The organism is Nostoc sp. ChiQUE01b (assembly GCF_034531255.1).
Classification (GTDB): Bacteria; Cyanobacteriota; Cyanobacteriia; order Cyanobacteriales; family Nostocaceae; genus Nostoc.
The window spans coordinates 322627-342641 of sequence record NZ_JAVRBM010000001.1; the positions used below are offsets into that span (position 1 = coordinate 322627).

General features: G+C 43.7%; 15 protein-coding genes. 5 read left to right on the top strand and 10 right to left on the bottom strand.

Annotation, left to right across the window (positions count from 1 at the left end):
- Positions 1-301 precede the first annotated feature (301 nt).
- The 4 genes from RMY63_RS01370 (at position 302) to RMY63_RS01385 (ending at position 7271) form a co-directional block, all read left to right on the top strand.
- The gene (locus tag RMY63_RS01370; RefSeq protein WP_322726964.1) at positions 302-631 is read left to right on the top strand and encodes an STAS domain-containing protein; all 330 of its coding nucleotides are present in this window, start codon (positions 302-304) and stop codon (positions 629-631) included.
- Positions 632-779: 148 nt separating this feature from the next.
- Positions 780-3521, top strand: a complete 2742-nt coding sequence (locus RMY63_RS01375; RefSeq protein WP_322726965.1) for a TIGR03936 family radical SAM-associated protein — start codon at positions 780-782, stop codon at positions 3519-3521.
- 937 nt (positions 3522-4458) lie between these two features.
- Positions 4459-6603, top strand: a complete 2145-nt coding sequence (locus RMY63_RS01380) for an Rne/Rng family ribonuclease (protein ID WP_322726966.1) — start codon at positions 4459-4461, stop codon at positions 6601-6603.
- An 8-nt stretch (positions 6604-6611) separates the two neighbouring features.
- Entirely contained in the window at positions 6612-7271 is a 660-nt protein-coding gene (locus RMY63_RS01385; RefSeq protein WP_322726967.1) for a ribonuclease HII, read from the top strand.
- Positions 7272-7279: 8 nt separating this feature from the next.
- Here the strand turns inward: RMY63_RS01385 and RMY63_RS01390 are convergent, their stop codons facing one another.
- Positions 7280-7867, bottom strand: a complete 588-nt coding sequence (locus tag RMY63_RS01390; RefSeq protein WP_322726968.1) for a DUF1997 domain-containing protein — start codon at positions 7865-7867, stop codon at positions 7280-7282.
- 465 nt (positions 7868-8332) lie between these two features.
- Between RMY63_RS01390 and pheA the strand changes: the two genes are divergently transcribed.
- A complete protein-coding gene (gene pheA / locus RMY63_RS01395) occupies positions 8333-9208 on the top strand; it encodes a prephenate dehydratase (protein WP_322726969.1) in 876 nt (291 codons plus the stop codon).
- A 209-nt stretch (positions 9209-9417) separates the two neighbouring features.
- On the opposite strand, the gene RMY63_RS01400 is transcribed toward pheA, so the two are convergent.
- The 9 genes from RMY63_RS01400 to RMY63_RS01440 form a co-directional block, all read right to left on the bottom strand.
- Positions 9418-10065: an LON peptidase substrate-binding domain-containing protein gene (locus RMY63_RS01400; protein ID WP_322726970.1), complete on the bottom strand. Its 648-nt coding sequence runs from the start codon at positions 10063-10065 to the stop codon at positions 9418-9420.
- Between the two features lie 191 nt (positions 10066-10256).
- The gene (gene rpsJ, locus RMY63_RS01405) at positions 10257-10574 is read right to left on the bottom strand and encodes a 30S ribosomal protein S10 (RefSeq protein ID WP_008232935.1); all 318 of its coding nucleotides are present in this window, start codon (positions 10572-10574) and stop codon (positions 10257-10259) included.
- Positions 10575-10760: 186 nt separating this feature from the next.
- Positions 10761-11990 carry an elongation factor Tu gene (gene tuf / locus RMY63_RS01410; RefSeq protein WP_322726971.1) on the bottom strand — a complete coding sequence of 410 codons (1230 nt, stop codon included), beginning with the start codon at positions 11988-11990 and terminating at the stop codon, positions 10761-10763.
- Positions 11991-12013: 23 nt separating this feature from the next.
- The gene (gene fusA / locus RMY63_RS01415; protein WP_322726972.1) at positions 12014-14092 is read right to left on the bottom strand and encodes an elongation factor G; all 2079 of its coding nucleotides are present in this window, start codon (positions 14090-14092) and stop codon (positions 12014-12016) included.
- A 137-nt stretch (positions 14093-14229) separates the two neighbouring features.
- Positions 14230-14700 carry a 30S ribosomal protein S7 gene (gene rpsG, locus RMY63_RS01420; protein WP_069070112.1) on the bottom strand — a complete coding sequence of 157 codons (471 nt, stop codon included), beginning with the start codon at positions 14698-14700 and terminating at the stop codon, positions 14230-14232.
- Between the two features lie 776 nt (positions 14701-15476).
- Positions 15477-15860 (bottom strand): 30S ribosomal protein S12, encoded by a 384-nt coding sequence (gene rpsL / locus RMY63_RS01425; protein WP_012410236.1) that lies wholly within the window; start codon positions 15858-15860, stop codon positions 15477-15479.
- A 133-nt stretch (positions 15861-15993) separates the two neighbouring features.
- Positions 15994-16317: an iron-sulfur cluster assembly accessory protein gene (locus RMY63_RS01430; RefSeq protein WP_322727041.1), complete on the bottom strand. Its 324-nt coding sequence runs from the start codon at positions 16315-16317 to the stop codon at positions 15994-15996.
- A gap of 250 nt (positions 16318-16567) precedes the next feature.
- Entirely contained in the window at positions 16568-16987 is a 420-nt protein-coding gene (locus tag RMY63_RS01435) for a cupin domain-containing protein (protein WP_104907515.1), read from the bottom strand.
- Between the two features lie 358 nt (positions 16988-17345).
- Complete coding sequence (locus tag RMY63_RS01440) at positions 17346-19400, bottom strand: phosphodiester glycosidase family protein (RefSeq protein ID WP_416212477.1); 2055 nt, start codon at positions 19398-19400, stop codon at positions 17346-17348.
- Positions 19401-20015 lie beyond the last annotated feature (615 nt).

Sequence of the window (20015 nt, forward strand, 5' to 3'; positions counted from 1 at the left end):
ACCTCACGTTAAAACTTAGCTAAATTAGCTTTAGTTATAGACTAAGCAAGGTTTCTCAGCATAGTTACTGATAATTTATCTGCTCTATGACCGTCTATAGTTGATTGTTTTTGAAGTGACATAAAAAAAAAGTATATATAAACACATTTTAACCTGGAATTATAACAATCTTTAAACAGACATCCTAAAGCAATAAAGATTCAGCAAAGAGAGCTAAGACGTATGGTCGATGCGACAAAATAGAGTTTATGTTCAAATAATTTTTAGCTTGACGCTTCAAAATTCTTAATAGGATGTAACTATGCAGGCAGTGCTCAACTATCCCAAAATTGCAGTCATTCGCCCCCAAGGGTGTTTAAATGCTGCAAACGCCTTGCAATTTGAACGAGATATGACTACAGCGTTGGCGCAAAATGGTATTTCCATCTTGGTAGTAGACCTCGCAGCAGTAGAATCGTTAGACAGCGCAGGGTTGATGGCATTGTTATCTATACACAAGCTGGCTCTTACTTTAGGAAGAAGTTGCCGACTTTGCGCTGTTGCTCCACAAATTAGAATTATTTTTGAACTGACGCAACTCGATAGAGTATTTGAAATATTAGATGCTGAAGCCGAATTGGCCCAAACATAACTTTATGTAAAAGCACAAAGGTTCGCACAATAAATGGGCTTTTTGTAAAGGAGTTGTAAGTTGCAACAATAAACTCTGTCAGAAGACCTAATTCAATGCTAATGTTGGGGTTGGGTAGCTGTAATTAAGGTAGCTAGAAGATAGCACAGTGGTTGTTGCAGTTGAAAGATTAATAACGTCGGATATTTTAAAACCAGCCCGTTACCTGGGTAACGAGCTGTTAGCAGTACACAAACCTTGGGATACGGCAGCAATACGTTGGGTTTTAACCTACCCAGAAGTATATGAAGTCGGTGCATCTAATTTAGGGCACATCATCCTTTATAACATCTTGAATGCCCAACCGCGTCAATTGTGCGATCGCGCCTACCTTCCAGGAAAAGACCTGGCAGGCAAACTACGCAAAACGAATACGCCATTGTTTGCGGTAGAGTCAAAGCGATCGCTGACAGAATTCGACATTTTAGGCTTTAGCCTCAGTTACGAGCTGGGTGCAACTAATATCCTCGAAATGTTGGATTTGGCTGGAATTCCCTTGACGTGGCGAGAAAGGCAAAAAGCAGGGAAAGTAACAGGAGATGAGGAAGTAACGGGAGATGAGGAAGCAATACCACCCTCATCCTCCTCATCTCCTTTTCCCCTAATTTTTGCTGGTGGGCAAACAGCGACATCAAATCCTGAGCCTTACGCTGACTTTTTCGACTTTATCGCCCTTGGAGATGGAGAGGAACTACTACCAGAAATTGGTTTGGTGTTGGAAGAAGGCAAACAAGCACTCTTGAGTCGGGAAGATATATTACTGGATTTGGCACAGATACCAGGCGTATATGTCCCTCAGTTTTACGACATGGCAGAGGATGGCTCAGTTCATCCTTGTCGCCCAGACGTGCCAAAACGAATTCTGCGACGGGTTGCAACTCCCATACCAGCATACTCCATCGGGTTAGTTCCCTATGTAGAAACGGTTCATGACCGCTTGAGTATTGAGATTCGGCGTGGTTGCACTCGTGGCTGTCGCTTCTGTCAACCAGGAATGCTAACTCGACCAGCACGGGATGTAGAACCTGAAAAGGTTGTAGAAGCAATTGAACAGGGTATGCGGGCAACTGGTTACAATGAGTTTTCCCTCCTATCTCTAAGTTGTTCTGATTATTTGTCTCTACCAGCAGTGGGGATGGAAATCAAAAATCGCTTAAAAAATGAAAATATTTCTCTGACTCTACCAAGCCAACGGGTAGACAGATTTGATGAGAATATTGCCAATATCCTGGGAGGTACACGGCAAGGTGGACTAACTTTTGCTCCAGAAGCTGGTACTCAGCGGATGCGAGACATTGTGAATAAGGGGTTGACGAATGAAGAATTATTGCGGGGGGTAAAAACTGCTTGGGAGCAAGGCTGGGATAAAATAAAGTTGTATTTTATGATTGGCTTGCCCGGTGAAACGGATGCTGACGTTGTGGGCATTGCGGAAACAGTAAGCTGGCTACAGCGAGAATGTCGGGGCAAAAGCAGAAAACCTTTAAACTTTAATCTGACGATTTCTAACTTTACGCCCAAGCCCCATACACCATTCCAGTGGCATTCAGTTTCTACCGCTGAATTTAAGCGCAAACAAAACCTGTTGCGGCAAGAATTTCGCCGAATAAAGGCTGTGAAGGTAAATTTTACCGATGTTCGCATTTCGGCAATGGAAGATTTTGTCGGACGAGGCGATCGCAATTTGAGCAAAGTAGTCCGCCTTGCCTGGGAATTAGGTGCTGGTATGGATTCCTGGTATGAAAATTTAGATCGAGCTTTTAGTGCTTGGGGGTCTGCGATCGCCCAAGCCGATTTAGATTGGAAATACCGCCAAGTAGAAAATGGCGAATGGAATTTGTTTCATGCAGAGGGGCAGAGGAGCAGAGAAGATGGAGAAAATACCCAACTCCTAACTCCTAACTCCTCACTCTCTAGTACGATTAATCTCGTCTCTTCCCACTCCCTCGATATTCCCCTACCTTGGGATCATATTGATACCGGGATTGACAAAAAGTGGCTCCAAAAAGACTTGCAACGCGCTCTAGAAGCTGCAATTGTACCCGACTGCTCTTTTGAAGGTTGTTCTCATTGTGGTGTCTGTGGCACCGACTTTGGGCATAATATCGTGATTGAATCACCTGCCATCCCAAAATTTGCTGGCGAGTTTGTCCCCAACACAACTAAGACGCAAAGATTGCGAGTTTGGTTTGGGAAACAAGGTAATATGGCTTTGATCAGCCATCTGGATTTAATCCGTCTGTTTGACCGAGTTGTGCGGCGAGCAAGCTTACCAATTGCTTTTACTGGTGGGTTTCACCCAATGCCACGGATTTCTCTAGCAACTGCTTTAGCTCTTGGGGCTACTAGCAGCGGTGAAATTGCAGATTTTGAGTTAACAGTGCCAGTGGAAGTTGATACTTTTCTCGAAAAGTTGGCTGATGAAATGCCTACAGACATACCTATATATAATGTGGAGCAGATAGATTTAAAAGCTAGTGCCGCTACCCAACAGCTAGAGTCCGCAGAGTATTTGATTACTGTAGCAGCACTTGCAGAAACAACACCCATACAATGGCAAAACTGGATTGATACAATCAAAGCAAAAGAGGAACTTTGGTACGAGCAAATAACCAAATCAGGCAAGAGCCAGTTAATAAATCTGCGCGATCGCTTATTTGAACTGGAATTAGTAGAAACCCACAAAAGCGTTGCAGAATCTATGTCATCTGTAATCCGTTATCTAGGTAGCTATCGCCAGGACGGTTTGCTGTTGCGTCCCGAACAAATCCTGTTTATGCTAGAGACAGTGGCTGGTATAGAATTTCAACTCCTGCACATCCACCGCAATCGGCTAATTTTAGGGGTATAATCTCTGTAGGGCAACTTGCTAGTAGTTGTCCGAAGATGGCAGCTCCAGGAATTGATTTTTAGCAAGGTTGCGTTAGAATAGGGTGAAGAGAAATTTTCTGACGCTGATTGAATTAATTGGTTCACTACCCTGGTATTCAGGGGGCGAAAGCAAAGATATTAGAGTGCAACTTCTAGGATTTTATCCTAGACAAACAAAAAGGCAGATTAAAGAATGCACACTCTCTCTATAGCTACCTTGTGAATCAGTAATTAACAGCAGGCTCGGTTAGCTTCTCTAAATCCATGCTTTTTAAACAACTGCTGAATGTCTAATCCAGGTAGTGCCCAAGAGCTAGTGCATTACTTTTTTTAGAGTTAAAGCAACTGCTGTCGGTTATGCCGACTTGTAGATGTTCACGAGACGCGCAAAGCGCTGCTTATCTCAGGCTAGAGCGGCTCAAGGCAGGTTAGCAACTGGCGCAGCTAAGTATAACCCTAAGATAAATCCGGGGAATGGAAAATAGAAATAGTTTCTTTTTCTTAACGAATTCAGTAGGTTACTCTCAAATAAAGCATCCTGAGTTAAAATGCTCACTCAGGATTTAGAACTTTCAACTCAGAACTCTCTTGATTGAGGGTATTGCATCACAAATCAACCAAGGACGGTTGATTTAATTGCTTAAACGATATGCAGCAGTTCTGGAATAATCAGCCTTAGAAACGCTCTTAAGAGCGCCAATAGCTATTTAACTTAGAAGCTCAGATTTGCGATTTTTATTATCAGTAGCGCCTTTTGAGGGTTGCGAGGGCAGCGAAAGTATAATATCAAACCGAGAAAACACTAGTAATTAAAACTGAGGCGGAGACGCAAGTAGTTTTGAATTATTAAGCAATTAACCGGACTTGATACAACAAACCTCAAACCTGTAAGTGCTGCCAATTTTTGAGGAAATTGAATGCCAAAACAAATTATCATCGCGGAGCAGCACCAAATTGCTGCGGTTTTTTCTGAAGATCAAATACAGGAACTCGTTGTTGCTACGGGTCATCATCAAATAGGTGATATCTACTTAGGAGTAGTAGAAAATGTATTACCTGGGATAGATGCGGCTTTTGTCAATATTGGCGATCCAGAGCGCAACGGTTTTATTCACGTCACCGACTTGGGGCCATTGAAGCTCAAGCGTACCGCAGCGGCAATTACAGAACTACTGACACCACAACAGAAAGTTTTGGTGCAAGTAATGAAAGAGCCAACGGGGACAAAAGGGCCCAGGCTCACGGGTAATATTACTTTACCCGGACGCTACGTAGTACTGATGCCTTATGGTCGGGGCGTAAATTTATCCCGACGGATTAAAAGTGAAAGTGAGCGCAACCGCTTGCGAGCGCTGGCGATTTTGGTCAAGCCAGCGGGAATGGGTTTGCTTGTGCGTACAGAAGCAGAAGGCAAACCCGAAGAAGCGATTATGGAAGATTTGGAGTTGCTACAAAAGCAATGGGAGGCCATTCAGCAGGAAGCTCATTCCACCCGTGCTCCAGCACTACTCAACCGGGACGATGACTTTATCCAGCGTGTATTGCGGGATATGTACGGCGCGGATGTCAATCGGATTGTCGTAGATTCCAGTACTGGTTTGAAGCGCGTCAAACAGTACTTGCAGAATTGGAGTGGCGGTCAAACACCACAGGGGTTGTTGATTGACCATCATCGCGATCGCTCCCCAATTTTAGAGTACTTCCGCATCACTGCTGCGATTCGAGAAGCCCTGAAACCGAGAGTAGACCTACCTTCTGGCGGTTACATCATCATCGAGCCGACGGAGGCATTAACCGTAATTGATGTTAACTCAGGTTCCTTCACGCGATCGGCAACAGCTAGAGAAACAGTTTTGTGGACAAACTGCGAAGCAGCAACAGAAATTGCTCGCCAGTTGCGTCTGCGAAATATCGCTGGGGTGATCGTCGTTGATTTTATCGATATGGAATCGCGACGTGACCAACTACAAGTCCTCGAACACTTTAATAAAGCACTCAAAGCAGACAAAGCTCGTCCCCAGATTGCCCAACTTACCGAACTAGGTTTAGTAGAATTGACCCGCAAACGTCAGGGTCAAAATATTTATGAATTATTTGGTGAAATTTGCCCCACCTGTGGTGGTTTAGGACATACCGTGCGTCTGCCTGGAGAAATCGAAAACCGATTACCGATACCGGCAGAGACACCAGAGCGCGAGCGTTTTGTATCCTTGCCTCACCGAGAACCACGTCAGCCATCTGCCCGCATTCCAGAACCACGAGAAACCTATGATGGATTTGCGGAAGCATTTGACAGCGACTCGGAATTGAGCAACCTAAATCTGATCAATCATCCTAGTTATCAAGAACTTAATGATAAGCGTCGTACCCGGACTCGCCGTAGTCGAATTGGTGTTAATGGCTTAAACGGGAAAGATGAAGCTCGGATTGTTCCCAATCCCCTGGCTTTTGTTAACGAGCCAGATTTAGACCTGGATGTAGAACCCGAACTAGGAGTTGTATCAGAAGTTCCCTCACCCACCCTTGGTAAACCGGGCTGGAGTGAAAGAGTAGAGCGCACTAAAATTATCAAGGCAGAACCAGTTAAGCCAGTGGTAGAACCACCGGAGATTAGAACTGTAGAAATGAGCCTCCAAGAACAGGATATATTTGCCTTGATGGGAATATCTCCCTTGGTGAAGTTAGAGCAAGAGGTTAAAAATACCAAGTCTGTGATTATTAATGTGATTCAGCCCGGTCAACAGCCAACGACCCCAATTGAATCAACCTCAGAATCAACTATTGTCCAAAAAGCAACACCTGAAATAATCACTATTGCCCAAAAGGTAACACCGGAAATAACTCCAAGCAAAATACCGACACCAAAAGTTATTGAGCCAGAACAAAAATCTTTGATCGAAGAGACAACTGAACCATCGGAGTTGACTGTGAATCCTTCGGGACGCTTGTCTGCAAAAGCTGCTGCTGCCGCCAAAGAGATCGCAGATGAAAGTGAAGCTAATAGTAGCGCCACAGCCAGCCGTCGCCGCCGCCGTCGTTCCTCAGCGATCGAGGATAATTAGTTTGCTTTATGGTAGAAACATCACCAACGCCTTTGGAACAATCCACTTGGCTGGAGTTTTCTACCTTCTTGTCAGAGATTCCAGAGTTGGTTGCAGGTGTGGATGAAGTAGGGCGAGGTGCTCTATTTGGCCCTGTGGTGGCGGCAGCAGTGATCCTACCAGATGGCGCTTTGCCAATACTGATGGCAGCTAAAATTAAAGACAGTAAAAAGCTGTCTAGTTCTCGGAGAACTCAGCTAGCGCAGCAAATTTGTGGGCTGGCTATAGACTGGAAAATTGGATTTGCTTCTACTGCCGAAATTGACAAGATAAATATTTTGCAAGCAACGCTGTTAGCAATGAAGCGGGCTGTGCTGAAGTTAAAGGTACAGCCTGCACTTTGCTTGATTGACGGCAATCAGTCCATCAAAGATTTGCGATTGCCGCAACAAACAATAGTCAAAGGAGATGAGCGATCGCTCGCTATTGCTTCTGCTAGTATTGTCGCTAAGGTTTGGCGTGACGATCTGGTAATGCGTCTAGCATTAAAATACCCTATGTACAATCTGGAGTGTAACAAGGGTTATGGTAGCCAGCGGCATTTGCTGGCTTTGCGACAATACGGGCCCTCGCCCCTACATCGTCAGTCTTTTCGTCCTTGCCAAATCAAAGGTCTGAGTGCTGAGTGATTGAATAATTACTCAGCATTCAGGATTGGTAATTCAGTACTATCACTGTCAAGTCCTCTATCTTTGGTTTGTGATATCACCCAGTAGCGATAATCTGTCAAAAGTTGATTCAATAACCGTTGCTTGACCGACAACAGTACACTTTTGAGCAAACCATTGCCAGTAGTTTCTAAAATCGGCTTAGGAGTGAAGGAAAATGGCGGTGGGAAATCCACCAGCACTTCTAAATCAGCTTTTCCTTGCAGGCGAGTGCCAGTGCTAAACTCTTTGGGAGACAAATACCCTTTTAAATTGAGAGCAAAGCGCTGGTTAATATACTCGAAACCTAAAATTTCACAGTTTAGCGATCGCAAATAAATTATTCCATTTGATTCTGCCCAGACTCTCATATCTACAGTAGGTTGAATACTCAATGACATAAAAGTCAGCGGACGCATTTTCAAGCGAAATACTTCCTCTGAAAGTTGCTGAATCCGGCTATTCTCAACCAAAGCCTTAACCAGACGTTGAGGCTGGCGCAAGTAGTGCTGAATGGGAATAGGCTGCTCTGGAACAGCGATTTCAACCGATTGGGAGGCAGTAAACCGGGTAGCCATGAGCTAATAAAAATATCTGTTTCTTAATTTTAATATTTTTTAACAACTTAGTTCTGATTATTAGAAAAGTACAAAATTTATTGACTATAAAAACGGTTGTTGCTTATCAGCTATACATCATTAGCAAAAAGTTTATACACTCATTCTATCTTTAGTTCAATAAATATAGATTAGGATTTAACTATTGACACAAAATCAAGAATATGCTTATTTATTTGGGTAGAAACCAATATCTTTTGCTCTTAAATCTTCAGAAGATTTTAGCCAAAAACTGCTAGGAAATCTATCTGCTAGAAGACTGATTTCCATAACTTGTTTTTCTGGATACATATTTCGGTCTATTCGTTTAGTGCGTAAATTTTACAGATCAGAGTGTTTAGTAAGAGTAGATGTTGAATATATTTGCCAAAACGAAATATCATAATCTCTGTTTTTGCATTAAACTCGCAACTCAAGGCTAAAAGCATGACTTTATCGATCGCACATTTAGGGCCTCCCGGCACTTACACAGAACAAGCAGCTGTTTTTTCTGTCAACTGGCTGAACAAAAATATGGGAGTTGAAGCTATGTTAAGCCCTTATCCCAGCATTTCCCAATCACTGCACGCCGTTGCTAATGGTCAAGTGCAGTTGGCTGTTGTACCAGCAGAAAATTCTATTGAAGGGAGTGTGACTACAACAATGGATACACTATGGCAGTTGGACAGTTTGCGTATTCAGTTAGCTTTGGTATTACCCATTGCCCATACGTTAATTTCCTGCGCGTCTAATTTAGATAGGATTAAAACTGTTTACTCTCACCCGCAAGCTTTGGCACAATGTCAGGGATGGTTAGAGCAGTTTCTCCCAACTGTACAGATTATTCCCAGCAATTCTACAACTGAAGCACTACAGCGATTGGAGCAAGATACAACAACGGCAGCGATCGCTTCTAGTAGAGCCGCTCAACTCTACAAGTTACCGATACTTGCTAGTGCTATCAACGACAATCCAGAAAACTTTACTCGTTTTTGGGTAGTAAGTCAGGGTGAAATGGACGCTGCACACCAGGCAACAAAAGCGCCTGCTAGTCACACATCACTGGCTTTTAGTATGCCTGCCAACACACCCGGAGCATTGGTAAAACCTTTGCAAATATTTGCTCAACTAGGAATTAACCTTAGCCGGATTGAATCTCGTCCGACGAAGCGATCGCTAGGCGAATACTTGTTTTTCATGGATTTAGAAGCAGATGCCAAGGAAGCACAAATGCAATCTGCTTTAGCAGAATTAATTACTCACACAGAGATTTTAAAAATTTTTGGCGCTTACAATGTTTTACCAATCAGCGCCGTTACTTAAAAAGTTAGGAGTTATTAATTAGTTAGGAGTTAGGAGTTAGGAGTTATCAATTAGTTAGGAGTTAGGAGTTAAGAATTATCAATTAGGATTTAGGAGTTATGAGGTAGGGAATATAAATTATAAGTTTCCAATCTTTTATTTTTTGTTATTTATTCTTAACTCCTAACTCCTGTACAGACGCGATTAATCGCGTCTCTACTCCTAACTCCTCACTTTTGACTAAATGTGTCTTTGAGAACAGCGCGAGCTGCCAAGTGATTCCGAGTAGAAGTTAAAATTTCTGCTTCCCGCTCTAAACGAGTTACAGTATCTTGCATTTCTAACAATAATTGCTGCTCTGCGGCGACACCATAAAGATTACTGGCTACCCAATAAGATAACTCTGTTGGTAAATCGGGCAAATCTTCTGGCAGTTCGATATTTTGTTCGGTTAATTTGGCTGACAGACGCACAACATCTCGCAGTAGTTGTTCTACTTCAGTTGATAAAGGTCGCAAATCTTTAGTCGGTGGTTGGTCTTCAATCCACTCAACTAAGCCAACCCGGTATGGCTTTTCACGAACATACTCTAATACACGAAATCTTTGCTGCCCTAAAGTCATCATCTTGATCCGATCGTCTGGCAGCCGTTGGTGATGAATGATTTCGGCACAGCAACCAGTGTTTGCAATTGTACCTTTGACTGGATCAAACATCAAAACACCGAACCTGCGATCGCTCTCCAAAATCGTGTTCATCATGATTCGGTAGCGAAATTCAAAAATGTGTAGAGGCAATGGTCTAGTAGGAAACAGAACTACTTCGGGTAACGGGAACAGAGGTAGTTCGCGAACTGCAATTTTAGAAGATGATGTCATTGTTGCTTTGGTATAAACTTAATCTTTAAAATTTCTTTTTCTCTGCTTTTCCCGTACTTTATCTACATTCTATCATTTGTTTCCTAGCTAAATAAAAGCCCTGAGATATATTTCTTCAGGGCTATGTAAAAATTCATACTAATGTCATTTGTCTTTTGTCCTTTGTTTATTAACCAATGACTAATGACTAATTAAAGTTTGACTTCAATATCTACACCCGATGGTAGATCCAATTTCATCAGGGCATCAATAGTCTTAGAAGAGGGCTGGTAAATGTCAATAATCCGGCGATGAGTACGGGTTTCAAAGTGTTCCCGTGAATCTTTATCTACGTGAGGCGATCGCAGCACACAATAGATCCGGCGTTTTGTTGGTAAAGGGATTGGGCCTATAGCTGTAGCGTTGGTGCGGTTAGCCGTGTCTACAATCTTCTCGCAAGATGTATCTAATAAGCGCCTGTCAAAGGCTTGTAAGCGAATTCTAATCTTCTGCTGCTGTAGAGTTGCCATCTTTAATTTTCCAGGTTCTGCGTAGTTAGGGCAATGGGGGAGGCAGGGAGCAGGGAGGAGAGGAGAAAGAAGTAATTTTTATTCTCCCCCTTGCCCCCTGCCCCTCTGCCTCTTCAAAGGGAAGAGAAAGGAGCAGAGAGGCAAAATACATACCATCTCTGCTCCTTTGTTATGAGCAAAAAGGTGCTACTTGATAATTTTGGAGACGACACCAGCACCGATGGTGCGACCACCTTCGCGGATAGCGAAGCGCATTCCTTGTTCAATCGCGATCGCGTTGATCAATTCTACTGTCATCTTGATGCGATCACCTGGCATCACCATTTCTACTTCTTTACCTTCATCAGAGGTGTAGGCTTTGATGGTACCAGTTACATCAGTTGTCCGCACGTAGAACTGGGGACGGTAGCCAGCGAAGAATGGAGTCTTACGACCACCTTCTTTTTCTGTGAGGACATATACCTCACCTTCAAATTCATTGTGAGGTTTAATCGAACCAGGTTTAGCGATGACCATACCCCGTTCAATATCAGCCTTTTGGATACCCCGGAGTAGTACGCCAGCGTTATCCCCAGCCATACCTTGGTCGAGACTCTTCTTGAACATCTCAATACCAGTTACGGTAGTAGCGCGAGTATCTCTGATACCCACTAGTTCAACGTTATCGCCAACTTTGACTACACCTCGCTCAATCCGACCGGTGGCGACAGTACCACGACCTGTAATTGAGAACACGTCTTCTACAGCCATCAGGAAGGGTTTATCAACATCCCGCTCAGGAGTGGGGATGTAAGAATCTACAGCATCCATCAATTCGTAGATTTTGTCTACCCACGGATTTTCACCGCGTTTGGTCTTGGGATTTTTAGTCATTGCTTCTAGAGCTTGCAAACCAGAGCCTTTGACGATGGGGATATCATCGCCAGGGAAATCATAGCTGCTTAACAGTTCTCTCAGTTCTAGTTCTACTAGTTCCAAGAGTTCTGGGTCATCCATCAAATCTTCTTTGTTCAAGAAGACAACCAGACTGGGAACGCCTACCTGTTTTGCCAACAGGATGTGTTCGCGGGTTTGGGGCATAGGGCCATCGGTAGCAGCAACTACGAGGATACCTCCGTCCATTTGGGCAGCACCGGTGATCATGTTCTTCACATAGTCAGCGTGTCCTGGACAGTCTACGTGAGCATAGTGCCGACTTTCGGTTTCATACTCTACGTGAGCAGTATTGATGGTAATACCCCGTGCCTTTTCTTCTGGGGCATTATCAATTTGGTCGTAGCCCTTAGCTACAGCTTGACCAAGAGCTGCCAATGTCAGGGTGATGGCTGCTGTCAAGGTAGTTTTACCGTGGTCAACGTGGCCAACTGTACCGATATTAATGTGGGGTTTATTCCTTTCAAACTTTGCGCGTGCCATGAATGCTCATTTCCTTATTTTAACTAAGCGTTCCCTTTGCTTTTTGCAATGATAGTTTCAGCTACGCTGCGAGGCACCTCTTCGTAGTGGCTGAACTCCATCGTGAAGGTACCCCGACCTTGCGTTTTTGACCGGATATCAGTGGCGTAGCCAAACATGCTCGCCAGTGGAACTTTGGATGTTACCTTAGCGAGTCCCTTTTCGGTGCTTTGACTTTCAATCTGCCCTCGGCGGGTGTTGAGGTCGCCAATGACGTTACCCATATAGTCTTCAGGAACTTCAACCTCAACTTTCATCATAGGCTCTAAGATGACAGGTGAAGCTTTCAGCACAGCTTCTTTCATCGCCATTGAGCCAGCGATTTTGAAAGCCATTTCTGAAGAGTCTACATCATGGTATGACCCATCAATTAGCGTCGCTTTAACGTCAATCAACGGATATCCAGCTAGAACACCAGATTCGCAGCTTTCTTTCATCCCTTGTTCTGCGGGGCCAACGTACTCTTTAGGTACTGAACCACCAGCAATTTTGGAAACGAATTCAAAGCCAGTACCGGGTTCTCCAGGCTCCAAATTGATCACAACGTGACCGTATTGACCTTTACCACCACTTTGGCGGATGAATTTGCCCTCAACTTTGTTCACAGCTTTCCGAATTGTTTCTCGGTAAGCTACTTGTGGCGCACCTACATTCGCTTCCACTTTGAATTCTCGTAACATCCGGTCTACTAGAATTTCTAGGTGTAGCTCTCCCATCCCCGCGATTACGGTTTGGTTTGTTTCCGGATCGACGCGGACACGGAAGGTGGGGTCTTCTTCTGAGAGAGATTGCAGAGCCTTGGACAGCTTGTCCATGTCGTTTTTGGTTTTGGGTTCAACCGCCACCGAGATTACAGGCTCAGGAATGAATAGGGATTCCAGAATTACCGGCGATCCATCATCACAGAGCGTGTCACCTGTCAAGGTGTCTTTTAATCCCAAAGCTGCTCCCAAATCACCCGCTCGCAGTTCATCGACATCTTGCCGATCATCTGCCTTCATGAGAACTAACCGGGAAATCCGTTCTTTTTTATTCTTACTAGCGTTGAGAACGTAGCTGCCCTTTTTCAGGACACCAGAATAAACGCGAACAAATGTCAGGCGACCGTAAGGGTCAGCCATAATCTTGAATGCCAGAGCCGCTAGGGGTTCGTTGTCATCAGCCCGCCGCTCAACAGTATCGCCATTGGGCAATAAGCCTTGAATTGGTGGTACTTCACTTGGCGCTGGCAGATAATCTACAACGGCATCCAGCATTAACTGTACGCCTTTGTTTTTGAATGCCGAACCGCAAAGTACTGGTACAATAGTCCCCGCAATTGTGCCTTTACGCAGGGCAATCCGAATTTCCTCTTCTGTAAGTTCTTCGCCCTCGAAGTACTTAGTCATCAGAGCATCATCAGTTTCTGCTGCGGCTTCTATGAGCTTGGTGCGATATTCTTCTACCTGCGCTTGCAATTCTTCCGGGATATCGGTTTCCTGGATATCAGTACCTTGGTCATTGGCGTAAATATACGCACGTTGCCGTACTAGGTCAACGATCCCTTGGAAGTCATTTTCGCTACCAATTGGTAGTTGAATGGCGATCGCATTCGCGCGTAGGCGATCGCGGATTTGATCGTGAACTTTATAAAAGTTCGCTCCGGTGCGATCCATCTTGTTAATAAAGGCTATCCGAGGAACTTTGTAGCGTTCTGCTTGCCGCCACACTGTCTCAGACTGCGGTTGCACGCCGCCCACTGAACAAAATACTGCGATTACACCATCCAACACGCGCATGGAACGCTCAACTTCAATTGTGAAGTCTACGTGTCCCGGAGTATCGATAATGTTAATTTGATGATCTTTCCAACTGGTACTGATCGCAGCAGCAGTAATGGTAATTCCCCGCTCCCGCTCCTGCTCCATCCAGTCTGTGACGGCAGTTCCTTCATGAACTTCGCCGATCTTATGAATTATCCCAGAGTAAAACAATATTCTCTCTGTTGTTGTTGTTTTGCCCGCATCTATATGCGCCGCAATACCGATGTTGCGTACTTTCTCTAGCGGGATCGTGCGTGCCACAATTACCTCCTATATTTTTTGCCTCATGATATCTTGTATATTACTCTTTGTTAAGATTCTATACTTTTACGGAAAACCGTCTTTTTGTGTAAATCTACGATATACCGCTTCTGGAGGGCGATATATCGCTTTTTTACTTAGTAACGATAGTGTGCGAATGCTTTGTTAGCTTCCGCCATCCGGTGCGTTTCTTCGCGTTTGCGAATGGCATTGCCAGTTTCGTTGGCAGCATCCATTAACTCATTTGCCAGTTTGCTGGCCATTGTCCGGCCTGGTCTGGAACGGGAATATTGCACTAACCAACGCAGTGCTAGGGTAGTGCCCCGTTCTGTACGCACTTCCATTGGTACTTGGTAGGTTGCTCCACCAACTCGCCGAGCCTTGACTTCTACTAAAGGCGTGGCATTTCGCACTGCTCTTTCAAAGGTTTCTAAGGCACCAGCACCAGTGCGTTCTTCAATAGTTTTTAATGCATCATAAACAATGCGTGCGGCAAGTGATTTTTTGCCATGACGCATGATCCGTCTGATAATCATGCTCACAAGGCGACTGTTATATACGGAGTCAGACGGAACTGGGCGCCTTTGAATAACACCACGACGAGACATACTTCACCTTTAATTCGGATTGGCAACGAAATTATATGCTATCAGACACCGGAAACTAAAAGCGGTACAACCCAACCCTCAGACTTCCTCTATTTTTTTCGACCGTTGCAGCAAGGCTGACTTAATTTAATGCCAATTCTTGATTTTGGATTTTGAATTTTGGATTAAAAGTTTTCGGTATATATTCCGATCCCAAGGATCTGAACAAATCAAAAGTCTGTAAGCCTAATTCCCTTGTGGGTTCGACCAATCCAAAAGACGCTCGATAACTCGCTAACGCTACGCTATCGTAAATCTAAAATCTAAAATTGTTTGACCAAAACAATTGTCAATTCGCTTTTTCGCCCATTCGCAATTAAATACAAGAAATCGCTTAATTGTTTAATTGTTAATTAATGAGTCTCAAGCCCCCACTGATTCAAAAAATCAGTGGTCTGAAATCAGTACACGGGGTAATGCCCCCACTGATTTTATAATTGCGAATTGCGAATTGCGAATTGCGAATTGGACTTGACTTGCTACTTGCAACTAAATACTCAAGGCGACAAGATTATAAACTTTAATGTTCAGATGAGAAATTAGCTGTCGGTTACAGCGTTCTCCTCAGAACTTCTACACTTGCTCGCTTAGTGTAGATCTAGCTTGCTTGATTTTTTGAAACAGACTTTCGCAGCCTTCATAACTACTGTTACAACAAAGATCGCGCTCCTTTTTGTGCCCTTTAGCGCTTTGAAGGTAGACGATTAATCGTGTGGGATGCGATTAATCGCCTAATCCTATTTTTTCGCTTCTTTAGGACGCTTGGTTCCATACTTGGAACGGCCTTGCTTGCGGTCTTTGACTCCGGCTGTATCTAGGGTGCCACGGATAATGTGGTATCTCACGCCTGGTAGATCCTTAACCCGACCGCCACGAATCATCACAACTGAGTGTTCTTGTAAGTTGTGACCAATACCTGGAATGTAAGCTGTGACTTCAAATCCAGAGGTAAGTCTGACTCTTGCTACTTTGCGTAGGGCTGAGTTAGGCTTTTTTGGTGTGGTCGTGTATACTCTGGTACAAACTCCCCGACGCTGGGGACATTGTTTCAGAGCCGGGGACTTGGTTTTCTGACGCGCTTGTTCGCGCTCATTTCGTATTAGCTGCTGTATTGTTGGCATGAGTTACAGCGCGTAAAGCTGCTTATGGTCTAAGTTTTAACAAATCCTGATTATATCTTTTTTTACGGCTTTATGTCAATTGCTATTTTTCCTTAGTGATTGAACATCTGTTTTTTGACTAATTGTTCAATTACTAAAGACTTAAGGAGAAAGAATTGCCACAGCCACAGGTAGCGATCGCCTGGGGATTGTGGAAGCGAAAACCACCACCCATTAAGTCTTCTGAATAATCCACCCTCAAACCGTTGAGGTAATTTAAGCTTGTGGCATCTATGACTACTTGAATCTCATCCAAGTCGAAAACCCGATCGCCAACTTTTATTGCTTCATCGAAGGACATATCATAAAAGAATCCAGAACAACCACCTGGTTTTACTGCCAATCGAAACAAGACATTTGGCTGCTTGGACTTGATTCGCCCAATCTCACTTACGGCTGCTTGACTCAGATGAATCATGGAACTCGTTTTTTGCAATTGAATACCCCATCTTCCATTTTACAGATAGGTTGACCCTTGCTTGTGCAAAATTCCAAATCACCAAAAGCATGAGCGCGATCGCTATTACTACATTTATAACACTAACATGCTTCAGTCCCCACCTTAACAAGGTAGGGACTTCTGGGGTGCAATAGTTCGTTTACAAAGACGGTTTACACAAAAATCTATTCAGCTTTGGCATCAGAGCTTTAATAGCGTTCTTTTGGTTTTAATCCTTGGTACGGGCATAGTCATCTTGATAGCGGATAATATCATCTTCTCCCAAGTATTCACCATTTTGAACTTCAATCAATACCAAGGGGATCACGCCAGGATTCTCTAAACGATGAGATGTACATTGGGGTACATAGGTTGACTCATTATTACTCAGTAGTACTTCTTTCTCGCCACAAACTACTCTAGCTGTACCAGAGACGACAATCCAATGTTCGCTGCGGTGATGGTGCATTTGTAGACTGAGGCGGTGTCCAGGCTTAACTTCGATGCGCTTAATTTTGTATCCGCGCCCTTCTTCCAAAACTGTAAAAGCACCCCAAGGACGTAATTCAGTTGCAGCAACGCCCCTGGAAGTTATGTTCGGAGGGAGGTGTAGAGTTTCAGTCTGTGTAGTTTCTTGATATCGAGCCATAGTTACCTCATTTGAAGACATAACAAACCGTTGATACTCTTAACTATTGATAAAAAATCTGGCGCTATCTTGCAACCTTGAAAATCAGCAATTTTGTCGCACTTTGATAAACATAGCAAAATCAAACCTTATGGTGTAAACTATCACTACTAAAATTCTGATGTCTACACCAAGTCTTCATCAAGCAAAATGACAGCTTGTTCTAAACTTTAAAAAGTGATTGGGGACTGGGGAAGGTGGGGCCCCCTCTGGGGATAAGGGGTAATGGGGACTGAGAATTGGGCATTGGGCATTGGTGATTAACAGACTTTTCCATTCCCCATTCCCCATTCCCTACTCCCTACTCCCTACTCCCTGATTATCGTGATTTCAGGAAAATACCAATTCCGTTATGAACACGAGCAGCCGTACTGGGCGATCGATCGAGTAGTTGCCCTCCTAAATAAAGGCTGGTAGAACTACCTCCATCCAAATTTAAAGCATCCACACAGCCCATGAGTTGCATCAATTGGGCGTGTTCTGCCAAATTAGGCCCATAACCGCCGACACGATTATGTGTGGCAGTAATCATCAGTGTGCCTGTTTCTGTTGTGCAAATACCGCTACGAATAGCCTTTTCGGCAATAAAGGCATTGCTGAATTTTTCGCCTTTGGCATCAAGGACAATTTGACGATTTTGGACTAATAGCGGCCCAGCACCGATAATGTAGGGATAACGACTAAAATCAGCTGGAATAGTGGCGCTGGAAATACTTACTGCGCTTCCAATAGGTAGCTGGGAGGCAGCACTAGTAGCGTTAGCGCGTAAAGCTAGCAGATAGCCATCCTGGGGAATGGGAACCGCTGTCGCACCAACTTTGCCGCCTGGTAACTGATTAGTAATTTGGTCTTTTTCTACTACTAAGATAATTTCGTTATCTGTCAGGGGTGTGTAAGTTGATCCCCAAGCTGAGGTGTAACGAGCAATGCCACTTTGAATGTAACCACTGTTGAGAAATAGAATTGGTAGGCGCTGGTCATTTGCTGTAATTAAAGTTTCTTCCAAGGTGAGACGACCGAAGTAAAATTGGCCTGAATCATTCCAAGCGATCGCACCTCGGTTAAGAATCGGGCTTGATAACCACTGACCATCTCGACGAATCGCACCCAATGGCAATCTGTTATTACGGTTAAAATAACCACCATTAATTCCAGCTACTGCTAAGTAACGTTGTGCTGTTTGAATTAAGGGAGCAGTACCGGCTAGTCCTGATGCACTAGCCCACATAGGTTTCAACGTTAGCCCAAATTTGCGGGGATTAACTTCTAACCAAACCATCGGAAAACGTTCTGTGCCTAAGTTGACATAATGCTGTCGCCAGCGCAATCCTGGGGCCCAAGTAATGTCTCGTTCTTCTAAAGGATCGGGTTGAATATCGATAATCAAGCGATTGGGGTTAGCGACAGTACTAACTTGAGGCGATAGACCAAAAGGAACGCTCAGACTAATAATCGTTTGGTTTTTTACTACCTCTACTTTTTGAATCAGCGGTTCAGGGACTGGTGGTATTGGTTCTGTTGGTGTAACTGGTGATAATTGTTTGAGCAGGTTTGGCAGCAATGTTGGTGGTGCTACTGGTGGCTGGGGGGTATAGCGTTCTATCAAAACAGGTTCAGCGATTCCATCCAGGGTAACTGTCCACTGTCGATTTGGCGGTACAGTGGATTTGGGAGTTGGCGTATCTGGATCAGAGGAAGGAATTTGCGGTTTGGCGATCGCTGACCCTTGTGCAACTTGCCAGGGAGTGGGATGATCTAAATCGACAAGAATCCGATCGTGTTGAAAAGGGGCACTCGCGTATAAAGGTTCCTGACTCTGAACAATATTTGTGATTTGTGTTTTTGGGGTAGAAATCAGCAAAGTGTTGCCATTAGCTTGAATTTGCCATCCAGCTGTTTGAGCAAAATTAGTGATATCCAAATAGCGATATGCCCCTAGTAGCCTGGTAGCTAATACCAGTGGCTCTGTCAACGACGAAAACCACTGTATTGGTTGCTTCGCTGAATTACTACTGTTTAAGAAATTTACTCCAATTAATTGCCTAAATGCCCCATCACTGATATCGGTTGTCACCTGACCAGATTTTCCAGGCTGCTGTAACCAAGTTCCTGGTAAAGTACGACCATTGAGGGAAATTTGATTACCAGAGGATGCTACACCTGTTAGAGGAGGTGCAGGTGATTGTGAGATTAACCTGGGTATAAATTTGGTGGTTTTCGGGGATTCCTGGGCGTTGGTAGCACAAGTAGTCGTTAAGCACAGTACTGTTAAAAGTATTGATGAGGCAGTAGTCGGGAAAAATCTGGGTTCGCCCTTGGCGTTTCTAGAGCCGTCGCTAATCTCTGATTGCCAACAATTCGGCATTTTTACCATAATTTACTAGGTACTTTTGAAAACTATCACCCAAGGTCTAAACTAACCAATTATTTGGAAATATAAAGGAAAGATGACTTTATTTTTGAATAAATATGGTAATCTATATATTGGCTACTTATCTCTTTTAGACACAAATTAATTTCTTTAGACGCTAAAGCGACTGCAATCAAGTGTTTTAACTCTCACTAATTTTAACCACACCATATACGGTAGTTTTGGTTATCAAAACTGGATTAAGATATTTAATCCTAGCTGAATGTTGCTAATATGATTACTTCAGTAATGTCTAGTTAATAGTAATACATGCGGCAACTGGTAAGCCGCAAAATTCTAGATAACAAAAATATTTGGGAATTGTCAAATGGGTATCTATTGTAATACGCTGATTTTATTGCTAGATCGGGATGATTTTGGCTTTAGAACGTAGTACAGCATTTAAATTTAGTTTTGTTTCAGGTGAGCCAAAAAAATAGGCTCGGTAAGTAGCTAGTGTGCATCTGGAAAAAAGGGATTGAGAAAATACTTAACTTCAAAATATAAAAAAGAAACTGTCAGGGCAAAAATAATGTCTTGGCGGAGGTAAATTGTCTAACACCGCATAAACACATAAGA

Excerpts from the sequence above, each read along its gene's own strand:
- RMY63_RS01370 (WP_322726964.1), top strand. The coding sequence starts at position 302 with ATGCAGGCAGTGCTCAACTATCCCAAAATTGCAGTCATTCGCCCCCAA.
- RMY63_RS01380 (WP_322726966.1), top strand. The coding sequence starts at position 4,459 with ATGCCAAAACAAATTATCATCGCGGAGCAGCACCAAATTGCTGCGGTT.
- RMY63_RS01385 (WP_322726967.1), top strand. The coding sequence starts at position 6,612 with ATGGTAGAAACATCACCAACGCCTTTGGAACAATCCACTTGGCTGGAG.
- RMY63_RS01390 (WP_322726968.1), bottom strand. The coding sequence starts at position 7,867 with ATGGCTACCCGGTTTACTGCCTCCCAATCGGTTGAAATCGCTGTTCCA.
- pheA (WP_322726969.1), top strand. The coding sequence starts at position 8,333 with ATGACTTTATCGATCGCACATTTAGGGCCTCCCGGCACTTACACAGAA.
- RMY63_RS01400 (WP_322726970.1), bottom strand. The coding sequence starts at position 10,065 with ATGACATCATCTTCTAAAATTGCAGTTCGCGAACTACCTCTGTTCCCG.
- rpsJ (WP_008232935.1), bottom strand. The coding sequence starts at position 10,574 with ATGGCAACTCTACAGCAGCAGAAGATTAGAATTCGCTTACAAGCCTTT.
- tuf (WP_322726971.1), bottom strand. The coding sequence starts at position 11,990 with ATGGCACGCGCAAAGTTTGAAAGGAATAAACCCCACATTAATATCGGT.
- rpsG (WP_069070112.1), bottom strand. The coding sequence starts at position 14,700 with ATGTCTCGTCGTGGTGTTATTCAAAGGCGCCCAGTTCCGTCTGACTCC.
- rpsL (WP_012410236.1), bottom strand. The coding sequence starts at position 15,860 with ATGCCAACAATACAGCAGCTAATACGAAATGAGCGCGAACAAGCGCGT.
- RMY63_RS01430 (WP_322727041.1), bottom strand. The coding sequence starts at position 16,317 with ATGATTCATCTGAGTCAAGCAGCCGTAAGTGAGATTGGGCGAATCAAG.
- RMY63_RS01435 (WP_104907515.1), bottom strand. The coding sequence starts at position 16,987 with ATGGCTCGATATCAAGAAACTACACAGACTGAAACTCTACACCTCCCT.
- RMY63_RS01440 (WP_416212477.1), bottom strand. The coding sequence starts at position 19,400 with ATGGTAAAAATGCCGAATTGTTGGCAATCAGAGATTAGCGACGGCTCT.